Source organism: Hymenobacter tenuis (assembly GCF_054780495.1).
Window position 1 is genome coordinate 88232 of sequence record NZ_BAAGWF010000008.1, and the last position, 16763, is coordinate 104994.

The 16763-nt window shown below is 62.9% G+C and carries 17 protein-coding genes; 7 read left to right on the plus strand and 10 right to left on the minus strand.

Annotated features, from left to right (window positions below):
* Positions 1–39: 39 nt before the first annotated feature.
* From ACYVGU_RS20490 to ACYVGU_RS20500, 3 genes are read right to left on the minus strand one after another with little or no spacing between them, the layout of a single operon-like run.
* Positions 40–2178 (minus strand): TraM recognition domain-containing protein, encoded by a 2139-nt coding sequence (locus tag ACYVGU_RS20490; RefSeq protein WP_460623608.1) that lies wholly within the window; start codon positions 2176–2178, stop codon positions 40–42.
* Between the two features lie 40 nt (positions 2179–2218).
* Complete coding sequence (locus tag ACYVGU_RS20495; RefSeq protein WP_460623609.1) at positions 2219–3244, minus strand: DUF5712 family protein; 1026 nt, start codon at positions 3242–3244, stop codon at positions 2219–2221.
* A gap of 4 nt (positions 3245–3248) precedes the next feature.
* Positions 3249–3737: a hypothetical protein gene (locus ACYVGU_RS20500; protein ID WP_460623610.1), complete on the minus strand. Its 489-nt coding sequence runs from the start codon at positions 3735–3737 to the stop codon at positions 3249–3251.
* A gap of 693 nt (positions 3738–4430) precedes the next feature.
* Here ACYVGU_RS20500 and ACYVGU_RS20505 point away from each other — a divergent pair.
* On the plus strand, positions 4431–5159 hold the full coding sequence (locus ACYVGU_RS20505) for a ParA family protein (RefSeq protein WP_227610267.1): 729 nt from the start codon (positions 4431–4433) through the stop codon (positions 5157–5159).
* Positions 5159–5692, plus strand: coding sequence for a hypothetical protein (locus tag ACYVGU_RS20510; protein WP_257873698.1), 534 nt, complete (start codon positions 5159–5161; stop codon positions 5690–5692). The genes ACYVGU_RS20505 and ACYVGU_RS20510 overlap by 1 nt, the downstream gene beginning before the upstream one ends.
* On the opposite strand, the gene ACYVGU_RS20515 is transcribed toward ACYVGU_RS20510, so the two are convergent.
* From ACYVGU_RS20515 to ACYVGU_RS20545, 7 genes are all read right to left on the minus strand, one after another.
* Entirely contained in the window at positions 5679–5975 is a 297-nt protein-coding gene (locus ACYVGU_RS20515) for a hypothetical protein (protein ID WP_187317331.1), read from the minus strand. The two genes, ACYVGU_RS20510 and ACYVGU_RS20515, sit on opposite strands and share 14 nt — an antisense overlap.
* A 102-nt stretch (positions 5976–6077) precedes the next feature.
* A complete protein-coding gene (locus ACYVGU_RS20520) occupies positions 6078–7373 on the minus strand; it encodes an ArdC family protein (RefSeq protein ID WP_187317332.1) in 1296 nt (431 codons plus the stop codon).
* A gap of 298 nt (positions 7374–7671) precedes the next feature.
* Complete coding sequence (locus ACYVGU_RS20525; protein WP_187317333.1) at positions 7672–7932, minus strand: hypothetical protein; 261 nt, start codon at positions 7930–7932, stop codon at positions 7672–7674.
* A 151-nt stretch (positions 7933–8083) separates the two neighbouring features.
* Positions 8084–8221 (minus strand): hypothetical protein, encoded by a 138-nt coding sequence (locus ACYVGU_RS20530; protein ID WP_257873631.1) that lies wholly within the window; start codon positions 8219–8221, stop codon positions 8084–8086.
* A 79-nt stretch (positions 8222–8300) separates the two neighbouring features.
* Positions 8301–10580, minus strand: a complete 2280-nt coding sequence (locus tag ACYVGU_RS20535) for a toprim domain-containing protein (protein ID WP_460623611.1) — start codon at positions 10578–10580, stop codon at positions 8301–8303.
* A gap of 87 nt (positions 10581–10667) precedes the next feature.
* A complete protein-coding gene (locus tag ACYVGU_RS20540) occupies positions 10668–11066 on the minus strand; it encodes a hypothetical protein (RefSeq protein WP_187317335.1) in 399 nt (132 codons plus the stop codon).
* Between the two features lie 45 nt (positions 11067–11111).
* A complete protein-coding gene (locus ACYVGU_RS20545) occupies positions 11112–11537 on the minus strand; it encodes a hypothetical protein (protein WP_187317336.1) in 426 nt (141 codons plus the stop codon).
* Between the two features lie 220 nt (positions 11538–11757).
* Between ACYVGU_RS20545 and ACYVGU_RS20550 the strand changes: the two genes are divergently transcribed.
* The 5 genes from ACYVGU_RS20550 to ACYVGU_RS20570 are packed head-to-tail and all read left to right on the plus strand — an operon-like array spanning position 11758 to position 16751.
* The gene (locus ACYVGU_RS20550; RefSeq protein ID WP_460623612.1) at positions 11758–12246 is read left to right on the plus strand and encodes a hypothetical protein; all 489 of its coding nucleotides are present in this window, start codon (positions 11758–11760) and stop codon (positions 12244–12246) included.
* Positions 12247–12299: 53 nt separating this feature from the next.
* Positions 12300–12713: a hypothetical protein gene (locus ACYVGU_RS20555; protein ID WP_196956827.1), complete on the plus strand. Its 414-nt coding sequence runs from the start codon at positions 12300–12302 to the stop codon at positions 12711–12713.
* Between the two features lie 12 nt (positions 12714–12725).
* The gene (locus ACYVGU_RS20560) at positions 12726–13052 is read left to right on the plus strand and encodes a hypothetical protein (protein ID WP_460623613.1); all 327 of its coding nucleotides are present in this window, start codon (positions 12726–12728) and stop codon (positions 13050–13052) included.
* Positions 13021–15636 (plus strand): VirB4 family type IV secretion system protein, encoded by a 2616-nt coding sequence (locus ACYVGU_RS20565; protein WP_460623614.1) that lies wholly within the window; start codon positions 13021–13023, stop codon positions 15634–15636. The genes ACYVGU_RS20560 and ACYVGU_RS20565 overlap by 32 nt, the downstream gene beginning before the upstream one ends.
* Positions 15633–16751, plus strand: coding sequence for a hypothetical protein (locus ACYVGU_RS20570; RefSeq protein WP_460623615.1), 1119 nt, complete (start codon positions 15633–15635; stop codon positions 16749–16751). Before ACYVGU_RS20565 ends, ACYVGU_RS20570 begins: the two co-directional genes overlap by 4 nt.
* Positions 16752–16763 lie beyond the last annotated feature (12 nt).

Consider the following 16763-nt stretch of genomic DNA (forward strand, 5'->3'; position numbering starts at 1 on the left):
TTAACAAAAAACCGGTACTGAAGGTGCCTCAAATGCCGCCTAAAGCATGGGCTCATTATCCGGCATCTGGCCTGGCTTAAGGGTGTTGGCGTACTGCCCGACAATGCCAGCCACGTCCTCGCGTATCAAGGCAAAGTTGGCCTGAATGACGGCCTGCAGGGCGCCAATCGATTCGGCGGCGGGCTGGCTCCCGGCCTGCCGCGCCGCCCGTCGCTGGCTCAGCCAGTCCCGGCTCGGCTCCTCCCCTGCCAGTGCCGCTTCCAGCACCGGCGCCGGCCCACCCTCGAACGTGGCCAAGGGGTGGAGCGGGTAAGTGCCCGGCGTGGCCTGCCGCGCCACTTTCCCCTGGAAAAAGGGCTGCTCCGTCTCCACGGTCTGCCCGATGAACTCGCCGGTTTCGAGCGTGATGGTATCCTGCAGGCGCACCAGGTTGCGCTCCTGCCAGCTCACGCTCTGGTTGCTGCTGCTGCCCGCGCCCCGGCTGCCGCCGCTCTGGCTGCGGCCCAGACTGGCCGACACCATCTCCCGGTCTTCCTTGCCCACGAGTTCCGACACAAACTTGGCCGTCTCCAGCGAGTTGACCTTGCCGAAAAACTGGTTGTTGAGGTTGCTCACCATCACCTGCATCTTCTCCCGGCCGTAGGCGTCAATCATCTGGCTCAAATCCTGGGTCATGTAAATCATGGCCACCTTGTTGCTGCGCGCCGTGGCCGGTATCACCTCCAGGTTGGGCACGTAGATGGTGGCGGCCTCGTCGAGAAACACGTAGCTCGGGTGCTTGTGCTGCTGGTTCATCAGCTTCAGGGCCACGGCCACGATGCAGCTGATGACCGGTGAGAAGGTTTCCTTGAGCGTGGGGTCATTGCCCACGACCAGCACCTTGGGGGCTTTCTTGTCGTTCAGCTCCAGGCTGAACCCCTCCCCTCTCGCCTCGTCCGGCGTGAGTACCCAGGCAATTTCTGGCGAGTTGATGCGGGTGAGCACAATCTGCAGCGAGGCAATGACGCCGGCCACCTGCTTCTCGGCCCGCTGCTTGACGGCCGTCGTGATGGAGCGCACCATGTCGCCGCACTCGGGGTCCGAGTCGAGCATGCTCAGCACGTGGGTAAAGTCCGGGTGCAGGGCCGTGTTCACCACGTGGGGCAGGGTGCAGAACGTGGGGAAGTTCTTCTTGTAAAACCAGATGATGGCCGTCAGAAAGGCGTTGGCGCTGGTGTCGAAGAAGTCCATCTTTTTGATGCTCTCCGGGTTCAGGTTGGCCATGATGGCGCGGGCGTACTCGTTGGCGTACGCCACCACCGGCATCTTATCGGCCCGCAGCGGGTTCACTCGCTCGCTGCGTTCCAGGTCTTTAAAGTTGATGATGTGCAGCTGCACTTGAGCGGGCTGCTTCCCGGCTGCCCGGGCTTTGGCGTCGGCCAGCACAAAAGCTTTCTGCGCGGCTTCGGCCAGCACTGGAAACTTAAAGTCGTAGATGAGGCCGGCAAAGCCCTTCTCGGTGAATTGCTCAATCAAAGGCTCGCCGATGGAATACGACTTACCTGCCCCGGCGCCGCCCAGCACCAGCGTGCCCCGAAACGGGTTGGGAATGTTAATCCAGCCCCCGTCGGTTGTGGCCAAACTAAAGCCGTGCTCCGACTGCTGCTGCTGGCGCTCGGTGCGCAGCCCAAACCGCTCGGTCTTGTGCAGGGCCCGCACCACACCCGCAACCAGGCCCGCGCCTAGTACCAGCCCGGCGGCCGTGGGGTAGAGCCAGGCAATGACGCCCGCCGAAAACGGGGCCAGGGCCAGCAGCAGCGCCCCGCTGAGTGAGCCCACCCCCGCGGCCCCCAGCTGCACGCGCCGCAGCTGCAGCTGCGTGGGCTGCCAGCGCCGCTGCCCGGGACGGGCAGGGGGCATTTTCATAAGTACGGCCAGCAGCCCCCCTCCTACCAGTACTGCACCGCGAATCAGTAGGCCGTAGCGCTGGTAAAAGCTTCCCAGACCGGCCAGCAGCCGGGTGGTAATCGAAGCGCCCAAGCCCGCTTTCGGGCCCGGTGAAGGCGCGGCCCCCGCCATCAGGTCCGGGTGGGTCAGCAAGTAGTACTCGCCGCCGGCCAGCACTATCAGAAGAAAAGTCAAGGCGACGTAGAAACCGGTCAGGCGGTGGTTGCCCGGCTGCCGGGGGGCGCTCATCATGCTCATGCAGAGTTTAGCTAAAGGGTGCTATTTGATTAAATCACAGCTCGGCTTCCCACTGTCCGCGCCGACGCGGTTCGCCAATGTCCTCGGTTATCACGTGCTCGGGGCTCCTGTTGGCACGCAGGACTTGCTGCAGGCTGTGCAGGGCCTGCCGCACCTGGTGCCCGGTACCGGAGCGGGCCGGCTCCTCGCGCCCCGTGGCCAGCAGGTGGTAGGCGTTGTCCAGCGACTGCCCCTGCCGGGCCCGGCCTTCCAGTCGTCGCAGCCGGTCGTAGAAAATGGGGTCGTAGCCCCGGGCCTGCGCGATGCGCTGCACCCGCTCCGCCTCCAGGCGCTGGCTCGGGTCCGCCTGCCGGTTTAATTGCCCGACGCGCTCCGCAATCCGCGCGTTGCGTTTCGGGTTGGGCGCGGAAACGGTGGGGGCCTGCTTTCGTTTTGGAGCCGGACCCTGGTACTGAAACTGCCGCTCGAATTGCACCCGGGCCTCGTCCTGCCAGTCGCGCAGACTGAACCGGCTCACGCGCCCGCCGGGGTTGAGCGTGACGCGCTGCTTCCGGTCCCGGGCGGAGACCACCACGTGGATATGCGCCTGCAGACCGGGGCGCGCCTGGCCCGCTCTGGCACCCCCTTCCCTCACGGCCGGGTCGGTGCCGCGGTGGGTGCGCTCCTGATGAATGATGGCGCCCCACACCAAGTCATCCTTCCCCACCGCCCCGCCGTCTTTCAGACGAAAGCCCGCCGCATAAGCCGCCATCACCTCCCGGGTGTAGGCGCGCAGCTTCGCCTCATCACCGCCTCCGATGTGGGCCAGCTCTTCCGGGCTGGGACTAAGAACCAGGGAGTAGAACTTGGCCTCGTTGGCCCGTAGCCCCTTCACGTTGTTATCGAGCGCCGCCAGTACGGATTCCCGGTCCAGCGCCTCCCGCTGCCCGTCAAAGAAGTGCGCTTCCTGGCCGTTTTGCCGGGCCTCGTGGGTCAGGTAATTCAAGGCCTGCGCCGCACTGCCCTGATTATTATAGGCTTTTTTGCCGTTGGCTTTGGGGTTAATTAGCTTGGCGTGCATGGCTTTATTTCCCGTTACCAGGCTGTTTATTCAGCGACTTTATGTTCAGAGCCGCTACGCCGGCGGCGGTGGCTTCCGCGATACGCTCCTGATTTTTGCGCTGAATTTTATGCAGAGCCTCCCCTCCTTCCGGGGCCAATAAATTCTCTACGACTCGCAGCGTTTGCTCCTGCACGGCCTGCTGTCGCAGCTGGGAACGCACCATTTCCAGCAGCAAGCCCCGCTCCTGCTCCTGCAGGTAGGAGAATACCCGGTCGCCCAGCCGCTTCACTTCCGCCATGATGAGCTGTCCTTCCCGGGCCTGGGCTTCCACCGGGTTCAAGCTCCTCTCCGCGAAGTAGCGGATGGCCGCGTCGGCGTATTCTGTGCGGGTAAGGCCCAACCGGGCCGACTCCGCTCCCACCAGTCGGTGCGCCGGGCCGCTGACCGTAAGGTGCTTCACGACCGGGCCCGTGCCTGCCGGGGACAACGATGATGGTTTTTGGTCCTGCATAGCCAATTTTTAACTGCTAGCTGCTGTCTGTTAATGCTTTAGAGTTTCATTTTACACTTTATCAACTCTGTTGATAAATAACTACCCTTTAATCAGCGCGTTAGCGCAATTAAAGGGTAGTCTTCTTGCTAACTACCCTGCTGCCATTTCTATTGACATTTGCGAGACTAGGGGCTAGCTGACTAAGTCGGGTGCGGATATCGCTTCCTCCCCCCGTAGCCCGTGGTGTTGCTGCTTTGGGTTGGAGCATGCTGTTCTGCTGGTGAGAGGTTAAGTCTGCTGCTTATTCGGAATGCCCTGCCGTACCGGCAATGCCCAGTCGGAAGGTGATGACATCTTTTTATTATTTCCTAGGAAACAAGGAATTTAGAAACTCTAACTGCATCCCTGCCGCTTTACGGCCCGTATTCGGGTTTGTTTCTTAGGATTTTAGGAAATAAGTTTCTTAAGAGCTTTTGATAAATGTTTACTGAGAAGTTTGTAAACAATGATTTTTGTTTCCTTTGTTTTATGTTTTCTAAGAAATAAGTAATCCAAGAAGTCAAGCATCTTATTTTCTCGTAATATGATTGCTTTATTTTCTAGGAAACAAAAAAACAAGTTTACAAGTAAGTTTGAAAACTGAGAAATAAGCTGCTTATTTTGCAACCAGCCAATGCCCGTTGCGGCTTTACCCGTTAGTTCCCTCGTTCTATGAAAATCATCTGCGTTGCCAACCAGAAGGGTGGCATTGGTAAGAGTACCCTCATCACCGTACTGGCCGGCGCACTCTCGGCCGACTATGGCTACCGCGTGTTGGTAGTCGATGCCGACTCCCAGCAAACCCTGGCCGGGGTGCGCCTGACCAACGACCAGCCCAGCGTGGAGCAGGAGCGACTCGCCGGCACGCTCGCGGAGCCCGCATTTCCCTACGCGCTGGAATCCGTGGGCATGGGCCAGGTGTACGACCGGCTCGACGAGGTGGGCGACGACTACGACGTGGTATTCATCGATGTGCCGGGCCGCTCGGATGATACGGCCATGATTGACGTGCTCAGCGGCGCCAACGTGGTGCTCGTGCCCGTGGGGGCCTCGGACGCCGAGCGCCTGGCCACGATTTCCTTTATGCAGCTGCTGCAGGAGATTTCCCGGCTCTCGCGGGAGCAGGGGCTGGACTTCCAATTCTTCGGCGTGCACTCGCACCGCACCAACCTGAAAGAGGAAAAGGACATGGACGAATTCACCGACGCCTTGGGCTTGCCGCGCCTGCAGGCCTCGCTGCGCCAGCTCGGCTGTTACAAGCGCCTCTCAACCCGCTACAGCTACCTCAACCCGGCCTACCGGCGGGCGGTGGGGGCCGATGCTGCCGTGGAAACGGAAGTGCGCGCCCTGTGCGACGAACTGATTGCCCGCGCTGGGCTCACCTCTGAACTCGTATCGTAATGGCCAAGATTCAACGCCTGAAAATCTCCACGGACGAGAAAATGTCCATGCTGCGCGGACAGCCCGGCCACATGCCGGCAGCCCCAGCCGCCACGGAGCCAGCGGCCGCAGCGCCCGTTGCACCACCAGCACCAGCACCAGCACCAGTACCAGCACCAGTACCAGCACCAGTACCAGCACCAGTACCAGCACCGGTGGCCGCTCCGCCAGTAACGAAAGCTCCGGCAGCAGCGGCAGCAGCACCAGCGCCAGCCGCTCAGCCCGTAACCAAGCCGCAGCAGGCCGCTGTAGCGCCGGAAGCCCGCAAGGGGAGGGGGCGCCCCCCCAAGGTACAAGCACCAGCTCAGGCGGAAAGTGGGGCTGTGGGGCTGCAGCCTTCCTTAATTCGCCTGGAGGGGGAAACCCAGCGGGCCGCCCTGGCTTACATCCACGAGGAGCTTATGCACCACAGCCGGCGGGTGTACTTAAAAGAGTTGGTCGACGAAGCGGTTAACTACTACCTCCAGCACGGCCCGCCCGCTAAAGGGAAGTAGAGGGAGTTCCAGCCGGCGAGCTAACCCCGGACTGCACCTCAGCCAGGACCACGGCGATTATGTCCTGCACGGGCTCGTTGAGCAAATCCGCAACCCGCAGCAGCTCGGCGATGGTGAGCGTGGACGGGTCGGCCTCGCGCTGCTTGATGGTGCGGTAAGTCATGCGCAGGTGCTCCATCAGCTCGCGCTCGGTGAAGCTGAAGCGGCCGTGGCGCAGCAGGTCGGTAAACCGCCGGGCCGGCGCGGTGGCAACGCGGGGCGGTAGGGGAGGGGGGGTAGGCATAAAAAACGTTAAGGAAGCAAGCCGGCAGACCGGGGACGGTGGAACGGTACCCCACTGCCCCCGGTCCCGCCGATGAAAGAAGATGTAAGCGACGGCTAAGGGTCAGCACTCGTCCAACGGATAGGGGCGCGGGTTCTGGCGCGCCTCCTCAGCCAGGGTTTGGTCTTCCCACTCGGCCACCCGCTGCATGATGTTGGTCAGCCAGCGGCCCAGCCGGGCGGGGTCGGTTTCGGCCAGGATGCGGCCGGTGGCCGTGCGGCGCTGCTCATCGGTAAAGGCGGGATGCTCCAGCAGGCGGGTCAGCTCGATGCGCTGCGTGGCGACCACGACCGTGGTCAGCGAAGGCAGGGTTTCCTGCCCCAAAATCACCGGTGGCAGCGTGGGCAGCACCGGGCGGGACGGTATGGCCCCGGTTTCCCCGCAGCATGCTGGCTGCGCATGCTCAGAGGCCACGACCACAGCCGCAGGGGCGGGGCTGGCGGGGGTCGGCTGCGGGTCGGGCTCGGTATCCTCGGGAGCCGGGCGGCCCAGTATCAGCTCTGCCGCGCGCTGGGCCCGGCTGGCGGCCTGCACCACCAGCTTTTTATCCCCGCGCAGCTGCTCCAGCCAAAACTGTAGGTAGGCGGCCGTGTTTTCCAGCGTGGCGCTGGGGTTTAGGCCAGCGTGGCCGCACAGAAAAGCGGCGCCCATTTCCGCCGTCAGCTCCTCGCGGGCGTAGCCGGCGCGGCCACTCGGGCGCAGGGCTTCGGCCAGGTCGGGACGGTCCAGGCGGCTGGCGTGGCCGGTGGCGTGGGTCAGCTCGTGAAATAGGGTCGAGTAATAGGCCTCGCCACTGATGAAGGTTTCCGGGCGGGGTACTTGTACAAAGTCAGGACCCGGAGCATAGAAGGCCTGCGTACCGCCGTGCTCAATCCGGGGGCAGGTAGCCCAATTCGTTACCAGGGCCTCGGCGGCTGCCAAGGGCTCGTGGTTCCGGTCTTGGGGCTGCTCGGGCAGGACGATTTCCACGCCTTCCACGTCGTCCACGGAAAAGACCGTGTAGTACTTGATAAATGGCGTTTTCTCTTCCTCGCCGGTTTGCTTGTCGGTGCGAGTCGTGACGTTGTAGTAAATCACGGGCATGCCCTTGGCACCCTTGCGGATGTTGCCGCCCAGCTCCTTGGCCTGCCGGAACGTTAGAAAGAACGGCGTGCCGCCGACCAGGTGCAGCAGAAAGGCATTGATGCCGGTGTAAGCCCGGCCGCTCACGTAGTTGCGGGGCAGACCGTAGGCCGCGTGCCAGGGCTTGCGCCAGGCAATCTGACCGGCTTCGAGGGCCTCAATTACCCGGTCGGTTACAAGCTGGTACACATCGGGGCGGGCAGTGTTTTGAGCGGCGGGGCGGGCTTGCTTTTTCATCGCTGAGTAAGGGCTAAGTGACTGTTTCTAAAACCGTTTCCTTACTTATTAAACGCATTTTTAGCGTCATTTGTTGCTTTTTTAACAACAATTATTGATTTATTTGCCCTTCGTAAAACATTTCTCCCCCACTGCCCCTTGGCGTCTGAACTACCCTGGGTAGTGGTCGCATCTGTAACCTGGGGACGGTGGAATGGCGCTTCCCCGAGCGTTTGCTTAGGAGACCGGCGGTTAGGGTTTAAAACGAAAACGCCCGATTGGATAACCAACCGGGCGTTTCAGCGAGCCGAGCCGCGACCTACTGCGCGGGGCCAAATTGCTGCTTGAGAAATTTGAGCAGGCTTTGGCGGGAAGCTTCCCCAATTTGAATCAGGGGGGCGCCGTCGTTAAGGTAAAACAGGATGGGGTTGGCCTTGGTAACGGCCTCGGACCAGGCCTCGGCCGACAGGGTCGATGGTAGTTGCAGCAGGGGTTGGTATTCGTCCCGGATAAGCTGTAAAATCAGGCCTTTCATGGCCGGGCAGAAGTTGGAAAATGGCCGGTGACCGGTAGATATCATAACGGAGGGTACTAGCGTGGAAGGGAATGCAAAGAGGGTTCCGGCCTGCCCGCAATAGCAAGGGCCGGAAAAAAAACAGCCCAGCCCGCGGGCAGTAAGCAAGCCGCGGGCAGCCGCATAATTGCGGCGGGACGTTTACCAGGAAGTTGGATTAGCCTCGATGCGGACCCACAAACAGGGCCGGGCGCTCGGAAATAGGCAGCGGCCGCAGAGCAGCGGGTGCCAGGGTCTGGTCTGCCAGGAGCAGGCCAAACGGAGCATGAGTAGTAGAACCTGTTTTTGCCAGCATGGTGGGCAGCTTGCTATTCCTGCAAAACTAAAGAATCAGCGCACATTTTCTGGGTCTTTGACTCAGAAGCAGAATCCGCTTACCGCTCGGGCCCGGCAGTACGCTCGGCTAGGGTGCTGGCACTAATACCGCTAGGAGCTAGACGGTGCCGCTCAGCCCGGTCGGCAGCGTGCTCGTGCAGGTGGGCGCCGGGCTGGCGGGCCACGTCATCGAGCGCCGCACTAACCCGCGCCAGGTTCGGCTGGTCGAGCCGGTAGCTGACTTCGATTTCACTGTGGCGCTGGTGAGTGGCTGGGTCGGTGGCGCTGCGCAGCGAGCCGGTGTTCAGGCCCGCGGCGCGCAGCTGCTCCGCTACGGCTTCCGCCTGACCGTTAGCCCCCGGCTGCGGCTCCGGCTCGTCGATGCGAATGATGGCCGTTTTCGTCACCGATTGCTGCTCCGGGGGAGCGGCGGCTAACCGCCGACGCTCAGCCTGCTCGTCAACGGGTTCGGTGAGCGTCACCAACGGCGACTTATCCAGCGCATCGAGCGTCTGGCTGAGCTGGCGCAGGCCGCCGGGCGTACCGTGGGGCTGGTAGCGTACGTCGAGCTCACTGCGCAGCTGTCCGCTGGTGGGGTCCGTTTCCGCTCGCAACTCTATTTGGGCGCCGGCCTTGCGCAGCAGCTCCCGCATCTGCTGGGCCTGGCTGGGTGTGGCCTCATCCGCCGGAGTGGGCTCGGTTACCGTCAGCTGCACGGCCCGCTGCAGGGCTGGGTCGCCGCTGGCCGCTGCGACTACGAGCCCAGCAGCCTGACGCCGGTGCTCGGCATCCCGGTGCTGAGCCTCCGGTGAGCTGGCTGCCTGCTCACGCTCGGCTTCGCGCTGCTGAGCCTGCTGGCGCTGCTCCTGTTCCTGACGGGCTTTTTCCTGGCGTAGCTGCTCCTTGGCCAGTTCGTCGGTGCGGGCTTGCTGTGCAATTTGCTCGCGGCTGAGGCCCTGGCTTAGCAGCTCCAGGTCGCGGTTAAAGTCCTTGCTGATGGCGTACTCGGTGCGAATAAAGTTCTCGGGCTGCCGGCCCGGCTCCTGGGGCTGGCGCTCAAGCTGCTCGCGCTGCGTTTCGCGCTGGGCGTGCAGGGTGCGGGCCAGGTCTTCGAGGGCGTGGCTGTCAGCATTGGGAACAACCAGGCGCACGACGGTTTCCTGCCGGGTGGCCCGCTGCACCTCCAGGACCACCGTTTCGTCCGCCGCCGGCCGTAGCTGCTGCACCTGCGCGGTGAGCTGGCTCAGCTGCTCGGTACCCTCGGCACGAGTGGCGTGGTGATACTCCACCCGCAGGGCGGTGTGGTACTTGCCGGCGGCTGTGGCGTGCCACTCTACCGGGCGGGGGGCTTCGTCGTAGGCCACCTGGCCATCGGCTACTTCCCGGGCCCGGCGCGGCACCTGCAGCTCGTTGAGGTAATTGATGTTGAAGCGGCGGCCGGCGGCGTCGTTGTCGTTGGCCAGCACCACTTCCTTCGGCTCCTGCTTGTCAATGAGCTTTTGAATGAGTTCCACCTGCCGCTCGGTGACGGTGCCGCTGGTGGCCACGTAAAGCGTGTTGGGCTGCCCTTGCGCGCCGCGGTGGTGGAGCTGGTGGTAGCTCATGGCATCCACGGGGCTCTCCGACACCACCATACGCTGCACGGGCGTGTCCTTGCCCTCGGTGGGGTGCGACACCCACACCCCGGTTTTGGGCAGCTGCAGCAAGTGCTTGTACTCGTTGTTGCGCTGCTCCACGGTGGCAATGCCGTGCTCGTTGTAGAGGGGAAAAGCCGTGTTGCGGAAGTTGCCCTGCTGGCTGGTGAAGACCCGCCCCTGAAAAGCCGGGCTGTCGATGGTCTCATCGGAGAGATGGCGATTATGCAGGTAGCTGCGGTCGGTTAGCGTGGCGTGGGTGCCCATCACCGCCGCCACGAGACGGGCCCGGCGCTCGGCCTCCGATTCCATCTCGGTCGGCCCGGTGGGCGTGGGTGCGTACGCCGCCGGGGCGGGCAGTGGGGGAGAGGTGGCCGCCTGCCAGCCTTGCTCGGGCTCGCCCAAGTACTGGCGCAGGGTCTGCCGCACCTGGCCCAGGGTCTGGTTTTCGCGGGTTTTCACGAAGTCGATGATGGAGCCGGAGTCCCGGTCGTCGCCGGGGTTCAGGTACACCTGGTGGTCGCCCTTGCGGGAGACGATGAGCATCTCGCCGTCCTTTTCCAGCTGGTGCCAGTGACCACGGGGGCCGGCCTTTTTCACGTCGTAGCCGTGGCGCCGGGTGGCGTAGTCCACCAGGTCAATGGATTGCTTGAAGCGGTCGAGCTCCTGCGGGTCGTTGTCGCGCGGGGGAGAAGTTGCGGGCATAGAAGTAGAATGGAAGGGGTACAAACCAGCCGCGCCGCCGGAATCCGGGGCGGGAATCAAAACCAAAAAGCAGTAGGGGAGGGGCAGCTAGCTGACCAGCTCCTCGTGGGCGGCCAGCTGCTCGCGCAGCGTGGCCAGCAGCGCCGCGTCGGCAAAAAGGTAGTGCTCGCAGAGCTGGCCGCTCACGTACAGGCGCACCAGTTCGGTCTCGAAGCCGAACACGCGCAGGTGCTTCTGCACCAGGCGGTACTCTTCGCGCTGCAGGCTACCGGTTTTCAGGCCCACGCTGGTCGTGTAGGGAAAGCCATAGGCGGTGCAGGTGGCCCGCAGGCCCCCGTGGGGCAGGCTGCGCAGTCGCAGCTGCACGTAGCGCCGGGCTTCATCATAGGCTATGGCCAGAGCCGGATTGGGCAGTTGGGGGCCCAAGGCGGCCGGGGTAGTCGCAGGTTTGCTGGCCGGGCGGCGGGAAGCAACGGAAGCAGGCATAGGGAAAAGAGCAACGTGGAGCGGTCGGGCTCCAGGGCCTTTCCGCTAGTTAGGGGATGAAGTGGGCGTAGTAGGTGGCGCCGGGGCGTCGAAGGGTGGGTTGTCGAAGAGGTTGAGCTCGGCCTTGAAGCGGGTCAGGCTGTCGGGCGAGGTGAACAGGAAAAAGTGGCGGCGCGACTGGTGCACGATGATGCGCAGCAGCTCGGTGGGGAACTGGAAGTGGGTCATCAGCCGCTGCAAGAGCACGGCCTGGGTTTCCTCCTCCAGCTTTTTGATTTCAATCAGCCGGGCGTAGTTGAACTTGTGCTGCTGGGCCCAGGGCTTGAGCTGCCCGTGCAGTAGCGTGTTGAGGCGGTGGCGGATGTAGCGCAGAACGGTGGCATAGGAAACGATGAGCGCGGGGTCAGGAAAGCCCGCATTGACCGGCTCTACTGGGGTGGTAGCCGGGGGAGTGGGAATAGAAGTGTTCATGCAGCAGCAATTGGAGGGCGCGCAAGGTAGCAAACCAGCCGGCCGTCTGCACTACCGCAAGTGCTGCGGGCATTTAACCACGTCGGCTCCGGGGCAATAACACCCGCAAAGCTTCGGCGTAGCTGCTTCAAAACTTCTCCTAAAGCAGAACTTATACGGAAGTGCTCCGTATAGTTGCCGCAATTGCTCATAAAAAACTTCGACCTGTTGCTTGAAACCCATGCTGTGGTTGGTGCTCTTTCTGCTCCTAGTGGCCCTGGGCGGGCTTTGGTGGCGCTACGCCATGCCAACTGGCACCGGCAGCGCCCTGGCCCCACCCGCGCTCGACGGTAACCACGCCTCGCTGCGCACCCGGCACTATCGGCTGGCCGACTTCCAGGAGGCGCCGCCGCAAGCGACTCCCGTGGCGGACGCGGCGGCCGCCGTGACGGAGGCAGAAGCGGAAGCAGCCCCAACGGACGCCCCGACGGAAGCGGCCGCGGCAGTCGCAGCTGAAGGTCAGGCCGAAAACCAGGCTCCCACGGCTACGCCAGAAGCAGGTCAGCTGCCTGAAGGCGCCAAGCACAACTACATCACGGCCCCAGCGCCCACGGCGACCGACGCGCACAACCGCGGCGTGGAGTTGACCGCCGCCGAGCGGCGGGCCAAAATGCGCCTGGTGATGAACGAGGCGCTGGAAAACCAACGCGCTGCACCCGCCACTGCCTGAGGCGCGGGCCTTTACGCTCACCCTATTCACCTTTTCACCCTCCTACTTTTTCCATGCAAACACCCCTGTTCACCTCTTTGCGCCGTGGCGCGACTACTGCCGCCGCCCACGGCCTGAATCTGCTGGCCGCCGGCCAGACCTACCAACCCTCTAAGTTGGAGCAGCGCGGCTACGCGCTGCTTACAGTGCTGGCCCTCTCGACCAGCGCGGCCCGGGCCCAAAGCGCCGAAGCGGCCCTCACCCAGGTCAAGGAAAAGGTCATTGGCATCGTGCAGGTCATTTTTGCCATCATCCTCATCATCGGCCTGATTCGGGTGGTGATGAAGTTTATCCAAGGCTCCCCCGACGCGCTGGGCTCCCTGGGCTGGCTCGTGGGCGGGGTGCTGCTCTGGTTCGGCTTCCAGCTCTTCAAGGACGACCTGGTGAGTGCCGTGGGCGGCAGCGAAGGCGGGGGCTTGACCAACTAAGCCGCTGCCACGATGCGCTCCTATAAATCCATTGAGCGGCCTGCCCAGGTGCTGGGCATGAACCTGCAGGACCTGGGCCTGCTGGTGGGCCTGTTCATCGGCTCGGTGCTGCTGCTCGGCTTTCTGGGCATGGCGGTCAAAATTCCGCGCATGGTCTACCTGCTGGTCATCCTGTCGGAAATCGGCCTCCTCCTGGGTTTGCGCTACCTCACCCGGACCCAGGCTCCCGGCTTCCTGATGGGGTGGCTCTCCTACACCTTCATTCAGCCCCGCCGCCTGGCGGTGGGGCCATTACCCCTTCCCGCTCATGGCAAAAACACCCAAAACAACCGCGTTTAACGCGGTGATGCCGGTGCATTCCTTTGAAGAGAACAAGGTGGTCTTCAAGGATGGCCGCGTCGCCGTGGGCTTCGTGATTGAGCCGGCCGAAATGGAAAGCTGGACGGTCGAAGACTACGACGCCTTCCAAACCGCGCTCGTGGGCGTGCTGCGCCCGCTGCCCGTGGGCACCATCGTGCAGAAAACCGACGTCTACTACGACCGGCCCTACCGCGAGGACAAGACGCAGCAGACCTACTTCGAGGGCAAGATGAACAAGCACTTCTTCGAGCGGCTGGTGCTGTTCCAGAAGTCTTACCTGTTTCTCTCGTTCGCGCCGGTCGCGGTGAAAACCACCCGGACCAATGCCGTAAATGCCCTGGTGGCCCGGGCCGGGGAAGCCATCATCAAGAATCCCTTTGCACAGCTCGTGCACACGCTGGAAATGGCCGAAGCCAGCGCCGTGGAATTGGTCCAAGGCCTCAAAAACCTGGGCGGCGTGGCGTTTGAGCGCATGAGCAGCCGCGAGATGCACCAGCTCTACCTGCAGTACTTCAACCTGAACTTCGACGGCCAGCCGACCCGGCAGGAGCGCGAAATCGGCAACGACCTGGGCACGCTCAGCGTGGGCGAGCACAAGGTCAACATCCTCTCGATGGTGGGCCAGGGCAGCGAGGCCCACGCGGCGGTAAAGAACAGCTACGGGGTCACCGCGCCCATGCTCTACCCACTCACCCACGTGCTGCAGTGCCCCCACGTGCTGACGCAAGCCATGCTCGTGCAGGACACCCGCGCCGAGCTCAGCAGCCTCGATACCGACCGCAAGCTCAACGCCTCGCTCTCGTTTCTTTCCACGCAGGACAATGCGCTGCGAGCGGCGGAAGTCGAGGAGTTCACCGCCGAGGTGCGGGCTGAAAACAAGCAGATTGTGGGCCTGCACCTTTCGCTGCTGCTCTGGGATACCAATGACAACAGCCGGCGCGAAAACGTCGAAAAGGCCACGGCGGCCTTCCGCTACATGTTCGGCACCGAGAGCGTGGTGGAAAGCTACCTGGCTTTGCCCGTGTTCTTTGGCCTACTGCCCGGCAACGCCTGGCAGGTGCCGGACCGCTGGCTGACCTGCTCTTCCGACCGGGGCGCGTGCTACACCCACTGGACGGCTACTTACAAAACGGACCCGGTAGGGGAGTACCTCACCGATAGGTTTCGCAACCTGGTGCAGGTAAACCTGTTCAACACGGCCCTGGACAACCAGAACGCCATTGTCATCGGCCCCTCGGGCTCGGGCAAGAGCTACACCTTCGGCAATTTGATTGTGCAGCGCTTCGAGAAGGGCGCCCGCCAGATTATCATGGACGTGGGCGGCACCTACCGCAACGTGCTGCAGTCGCTCAACGGCGAGGACTTCGACCACACCTACTTCGAGTACGACCCGCAGCGGCCCATCGAGTTCAACCCCTTCATCGTGCCCCGCGACGCTTCGGGCAAGTGGCTTTACAACGACGAGAAAACCAACTTTCACCTGGCGTTGCTCGCGGCCCTCTGGAAGGGCGGCAAGGATACCGGACTTGATAAATCTGAACGGACCATTCTGAGCCGCTTCCTGATTGAGTACTACGCCTGCCTGAACGAGAGCGACCGGCTCAACCAGAAGGACGAGGAGTTTCCGGGAATGGAAAGCTTTTATAAGTTCGTCGAGCAGTTCGACCACGAAATGCAGAAGCCCGTGGCTGTGCCTGGTGAAGGGCAAGAAGCTGACCCACTGGACGGAGCGCGGCGCCAGTACCAGAAAAACCTGAAGTACATCGACATGCACCAGTTCTTCCTGGTGCTGGGCCAGTACATCACCGGCGGCCGCTACGAGCGGGTGCTCAACGCCCGGCGCGACGTGGACTTGAGCGAGTACCGGCTCATCTGCTTTGACCTGGCCAAAGTGCAGGCCGACCCGGACCTCTACCCCGTGGTGGCCATGCTCATCACCGAGCTGAGCCTGGACCTGTTCCGCAAGTTTCCCGACGACGTCAAGTACATCGCCCTGGACGAAGCCTGGACCATGCTTTCGGGGGTGCTGTCCGAGTTCATCGAGTCGATGTACCGCACCATCCGCAAAACCAACGGCTCGGTCACCATCATCACCCAGGGCATCACCGAAATCACCAGCAGCAAAATCGGGCCGGCCATCATCAACAACTCGGCCACCAAGATTATTCTGCGCCACGTCAACCCCGACTCCCTGGCCCAGCTGCAGCCCCCGCTGGGTCTCACGGGGCACGAGATGGATTTGATTAAATCGGTGCGGTCCACGGATGCGCTGCGCGAAATCTTTATCAAGCAGGGCGCCAAGGGCAAAATATTCGGGGTGGAAGCCTCGCCCCAGCTCGATGCTATTCTGACCTCCAAGCCCGTGGAGCGCAACTATCTTAACAAGCTGGTCAAGTTCTACCAGCAGACCAACCGCAAGCCGGTGCTCGATAAAAGCGGCCGGCTGCAGCTGGACGCCGAGGGCAACCCGCAGTACGAGCCCGTCAAGGTGCAGCGCCTGGACTACGCGGTGGACCAGTTTGTCGAAGATAAACAGGCCCGCACGGGCGTGCTGGCCAAATGAGCGGCCTCTACCTGATGGTCGCCTACGGGGCCGACCCGACGTTTCTGAGCGCCTGCGACCAGACCCTGCAAATCGTGCTGCGCGCCTGCCGCTTCATCACGCCCACCTTCATGCTCATCGCCCTGCTCTACACCGTCGGGCGGGGCTTCCTCTCGGGCCACGGGCTCTCCATGGACTGGGGTCCCATCCTCAAGGCGGTGTGGATATTCTTCCTGCTCTTTTTCTACCAGGAGCTGATTGACACGCTCAGCTCGGGGGTCGCCAATTTCACCCGGCTCTTTGCCACCCCGGACGGTTCGACGGCCGCTTCGGCGCTGGGCGCCACCATCAGCAGCGCTGACACCCTCTCGCAGAAAACGGTGGTCGAGCAAGGAGTGGACGAAATCAGTAACCTGCTGAAAACCATCACCTCATTCAGCTTAACCAACATCCTGCTGCAGCTGGTGACCGGGGAAGTGGTGCTGCTGATTCGGCAAATCATGCAGTTCATCCAGCAGTTCATTCTCGGGTTTCTGTTTGTCTGCGGCCCCATTTCCATCTGCCTGTCGGTTATTCCTTCCTTCGGCCAACTGGCGATGAAGTGGCTGCAAAACTTCCTGGCCGTGCAGTTCTGGGGGCTGTCGTTTGCCCTGCTGGACCTGCTCTACACCTACTACACGTCCTCCAATACCACGTTCGGCGGGGTGTTCGCGGGGCCGGCCGCCGTCGAGCAAGACACCAAGCAACTGGTGGTGTCGGTCGCCTTCATCATGCTCTACCTCATGGTGCCCTACCTGACCAGCCTCATCATCGGCTCCTCGGCCGCCCAAAGCTTCGTGGGCTCGGTGGTGGGCATGGCCGCATCGGCGGCCGCGGCGGGCGCCGGCGTCTCGGCAGGCATGAATGGCGGCGGGCACGGCGTATCCGGCGCCATCGGCCGCGCCATGGGCGGCGGCAGCAAAGCAGCCGGCGGCAGCGCGGGCGGCGGAGGTGGTGATGGTGGTGGCAGCTCCGGCGGCGGGACGCCCGCGCCAAGTGGCGGCAGCTCGGCTTCGGCGGGCCTGCCCACCATCACCATGTCGGACGCGCTGAATCCTTCCTACCGGCAACGCCCCTCCGGGCTGTGGACGGTTTAACCAATCCTCTTT

Bases quoted from the DNA above. Each gene is read 5' to 3' on its own strand.
- ACYVGU_RS20490 (WP_460623608.1), bottom strand. From the start codon at position 2,178: ATGATGAGCGCCCCCCGGCAGCCGGGCAACCACCGCCTGACCGGTTTC.
- ACYVGU_RS20495 (WP_460623609.1), bottom strand. From the start codon at position 3,244: ATGCACGCCAAGCTAATTAACCCCAAAGCCAACGGCAAAAAAGCCTAT.
- ACYVGU_RS20500 (WP_460623610.1), bottom strand. From the start codon at position 3,737: ATGCAGGACCAAAAACCATCATCGTTGTCCCCGGCAGGCACGGGCCCG.
- ACYVGU_RS20505 (WP_227610267.1), top strand. From the start codon at position 4,431: ATGAAAATCATCTGCGTTGCCAACCAGAAGGGTGGCATTGGTAAGAGT.
- ACYVGU_RS20510 (WP_257873698.1), top strand. From the start codon at position 5,159: ATGGCCAAGATTCAACGCCTGAAAATCTCCACGGACGAGAAAATGTCC.
- ACYVGU_RS20515 (WP_187317331.1), bottom strand. From the start codon at position 5,975: ATGCCTACCCCCCCTCCCCTACCGCCCCGCGTTGCCACCGCGCCGGCC.
- ACYVGU_RS20520 (WP_187317332.1), bottom strand. From the start codon at position 7,373: ATGAAAAAGCAAGCCCGCCCCGCCGCTCAAAACACTGCCCGCCCCGAT.
- ACYVGU_RS20525 (WP_187317333.1), bottom strand. From the start codon at position 7,932: ATGATATCTACCGGTCACCGGCCATTTTCCAACTTCTGCCCGGCCATG.
- ACYVGU_RS20530 (WP_257873631.1), bottom strand. From the start codon at position 8,221: ATGCTGGCAAAAACAGGTTCTACTACTCATGCTCCGTTTGGCCTGCTC.
- ACYVGU_RS20535 (WP_460623611.1), bottom strand. From the start codon at position 10,580: ATGCCCGCAACTTCTCCCCCGCGCGACAACGACCCGCAGGAGCTCGAC.
- ACYVGU_RS20540 (WP_187317335.1), bottom strand. From the start codon at position 11,066: ATGCCTGCTTCCGTTGCTTCCCGCCGCCCGGCCAGCAAACCTGCGACT.
- ACYVGU_RS20545 (WP_187317336.1), bottom strand. From the start codon at position 11,537: ATGAACACTTCTATTCCCACTCCCCCGGCTACCACCCCAGTAGAGCCG.
- ACYVGU_RS20550 (WP_460623612.1), top strand. From the start codon at position 11,758: ATGCTGTGGTTGGTGCTCTTTCTGCTCCTAGTGGCCCTGGGCGGGCTT.
- ACYVGU_RS20555 (WP_196956827.1), top strand. From the start codon at position 12,300: ATGCAAACACCCCTGTTCACCTCTTTGCGCCGTGGCGCGACTACTGCC.
- ACYVGU_RS20560 (WP_460623613.1), top strand. From the start codon at position 12,726: ATGCGCTCCTATAAATCCATTGAGCGGCCTGCCCAGGTGCTGGGCATG.
- ACYVGU_RS20565 (WP_460623614.1), top strand. From the start codon at position 13,021: ATGGCAAAAACACCCAAAACAACCGCGTTTAACGCGGTGATGCCGGTG.
- ACYVGU_RS20570 (WP_460623615.1), top strand. From the start codon at position 15,633: ATGAGCGGCCTCTACCTGATGGTCGCCTACGGGGCCGACCCGACGTTT.